Raw genomic sequence first — 3324 nt, forward strand, 5'->3', positions numbered from 1 at the left:
ACTCCGCCAGTAGGGCTCGAACCTACGACATCATGATTAACAGTCATGCGCTCTGCCAGCTGAGCTATGGCGGAATAACTTTGATATGACACGCGTGGCAACGTCCTACTCTCACAGGGTCAAAGACCCAACTACCATCGGCGCTAAGAAGCTTAACTGCTGTGTTCGGCATGGGTACAGGTGTGTCCTTCTTGCCATCATCACCACACAGTGTCATCTCATCGTTATCTTGAGCAATCTCTCAATCACTCAAAACTGAATACACCTCTACTTACCTTGAAATCTCATGGTTAAGTCCTCGACCGATTAGTACTAGTCCGCTCCATATATCGCTATACTTCCACTTCTAGCCTATCTACCTGATCGTCTCTCAGGGGTCTTACTTCTTGCGAATGGGAAATCTCATCTTGAAGCTGGCTTCCCGCTTAGATGCTTTCAGCGGTTATCCATCCCACACATAGCTACCCAGCAATGCTCCTGGCGGAACAACTGGTACACCAGCGGTGTGTCCATCCCGGTCCTCTCGTACTAAGGACAGCTCTTCTCAAATTTCCTACGCCCGCGACGGATAGGGACCGAACTGTCTCACGACGTTCTGAACCCAGCTCGCGTACCGCTTTAATGGGCGAACAGCCCAACCCTTGGGACCGACTTCAGCCCCAGGATGCGATGAGCCGACATCGAGGTGCCAAACCTCCCCGTCGATGTGAACTCTTGGGGGAGATAAGCCTGTTATCCCCAGGGTAGCTTTTATCCGTTGAGCGATGGCCCTTCCATGCGGTACCACCGGATCACTAAGCCCGACTTTCGTCCCTGCTCGACTTGTTGGTCTCGCAGTCAAGCTCCCTTCTGCCTTTGCACTCTACGAATGATTTCCAACCATTCTGAGGGAACCTTTGGGCGCCTCCGTTACTCTTTAGGAGGCGACCGCCCCAGTCAAACTGCCCACCTGACACTGTCTTCCGTGTTCTTCACGCGAGTTAGAGGGTTCATATTACAAGGGTAGTATCCCACCAACGTCTCCTTGCATACTGGCGTACACAGCTCTTTGACTCCTACCTATCCTGTACATGTCACACAAACACTCAATATCAAGTTGCAGTAAAGCTCCATGGGGTCTTTCCGTCCTGTCGCGGGTAACCTGCATCTTCACAGGTACTATAATTTCACCGAGTCTCTCGTTGAGACAGTGCCCAGATCGTTACGCCTTTCGTGCGGGTCGGAACTTACCCGACAAGGAATTTCGCTACCTTAGGACCGTTATAGTTACGGCCGCCGTTTACTGGGGCTTCAATTCGCACCTTCGCTTGCGCTAAGCGCTCCTCTTAACCTTCCAGCACCGGGCAGGCGTCAGCTCCTATACGTCATCTTGCGATTTAGCAGAAACCTGTGTTTTTGATAAACAGTCGCCTGGGCCTATTCACTGCGGCTGACTTGCGTCAGCACCCCTTCTCCCGAAGTTACGGGGTCATTTTGCCGAGTTCCTTAACGAGAGTTCTCTCGCTCACCTTAGTGTTCTCCACTTGACTACCTGTGTCGGTTTGCGGTACGGGTTGGTTATACTAGCTAGAAGCTTTTCTCGACAGTTTGATTATCCACCTTCGCTACTATTATTTCGCTCCAGGTCACAACTCATCATTAATTGTAAGCATTTGACTCACCATCTCACTCGTTGCTTCTACAGACTTTTCCATCAGTCTGCGTGGATTTACCTCCTGTGTCCCTCCATTGCTTAAATCGTATTTCCCAAGTACAGGAATCTCTACCTGTTGTCCATCGCATACGCCGTTCGGCTTTTGCTTAGGGCCCGACTTACCCAGGGCGGACGAGCCTTCCCCTGGAAACCTTAGTCTATCGGTGGACAGGATTCTCACCTGTCTTTCGCTACTCATACCGGCATTCTCACTTCTATGCGCTCCACTGCTCCTTACGGTACAGCTTCTCCGCACATAGAACGCTCTCCTACCATCCTAATAAATTAGAATCCACAGCTTCGGTGGACTGTTTAGCCCCGGTACATTTTCGGCGCAGGGTCACTCGACTAGTGAGCTATTACGCACTCTTTAAATGATGGCTGCTTCTAAGCCAACATCCTAGCTGTCTAGGCAACCCCACATCCTTTTCCACTTAACAGTTACTTTGGGACCTTAGCTGGTGGTCTGGGCTGTTTCCCTTTCGACTACGGATCTTATCACTCGCAGTCTGACTCCCAGAGATGAGTTTGTGGCATTCGGAGTTTATCTAGATTCGGTAACCCGAATGGGCCCCTAGTCCAAACAGTGCTCTACCTCCACATCTCTTACTCTGAGGCTATACCTAAATATATTTCGGAGAGAACCAGCTATCTCCAGGTTCGATTGGAATTTCTCCGCTACCCACACGTCATCTCCACACTTTTCAACGTATGTGAGTTCGGTCCTCCAGTGCGTCTTACCACACCTTCAACCTGCACATGGGTAGGTCACCTGGTTTCGGGTCGACGACACCTGACTAACGCCCTATTCAGACTCGCTTTCGCTACGGCTCCGTATCTTCTACTTAACCTTGCCAACTATCGTCACTCGCCGGTTCATTCTACAAAAGGCACGCCATCACCCCTTAACGGGCTCTGACTACTTGTAAGCACACGGTTTCAGGTACTCTTTCACTCCCCTTCCGGGGTGCTTTTCACCTTTCCCTCACGGTACTGGTTCACTATCGGTCACTAGGGAGTATTTAGCCTTACCAGATGGTCCTGGTGGATTCCGACGGGATTTCTCGTGTCCCGCCGTACTCAGGATACTCCTGAGCCTGTTGATCTTTCGCATACGGGGGTCTCACCCTCTCTGCCGCCCCTTCCCATGGGCTTCTACTAAATCGTCTGGTCTCGTGATGGAGTCCTTCAACCCCAACGTGCATGCACGCTGGTTTGGGCTCTTCCCCGTTCGCTCGCCGCTACTTAGGGAATCATTCTTATTTTCTTTTCCTGCAGTTACTTAGATGTTTCAGTTCTCTGCGTCTACCTTCCTTGCGGATAATGATCTTTTACAATCATTGGGTTCCCCCATTCGGAAATCTCCGGTTCTTAGCGTACTTACCGCTCCCCGAAGCATATCGCTGTTCGTCGCGTCCTTCATCGGCTCCTAGTGCCAAGGCATTCACCGTGCGCCCTTTATTGCTTAACCACAATATTTTCGCTTATTTTTTAACTCTATGATGTTACTCATAGACTCGGTCAATTTCTCGGTTCATTATATCTTTTTTTTAAGAAATAATGTGATTGTCATACCTCGCATCGAGAATATGATCAATCTTGTTTGGTGTATTCAGTTTTCAATGATCGAT

1 tRNA gene and 2 rRNA genes are annotated in these 3324 nt (G+C 49.9%); all 3 read right to left on the bottom strand.

Annotated features, from left to right (window positions below):
• Position 1 precedes the first annotated feature (1 nt).
• A tRNA-Asn gene (locus tag ACQV2T_RS09240) sits at positions 2–74 on the bottom strand.
• A gap of 18 nt (positions 75–92) precedes the next feature.
• Positions 93–208 (bottom strand): 5S ribosomal RNA (gene rrf, locus ACQV2T_RS09245).
• Positions 209–286: 78 nt separating this feature from the next.
• Positions 287–3164 (bottom strand): 23S ribosomal RNA (locus ACQV2T_RS09250).
• Positions 3165–3324: the final 160 nt, after the last annotated feature.

It is taken from the genome of Facklamia sp. P13069 (genome assembly GCF_050409405.1).
Taxonomy (GTDB): domain Bacteria; phylum Bacillota; class Bacilli; order Lactobacillales; family Aerococcaceae; genus Facklamia.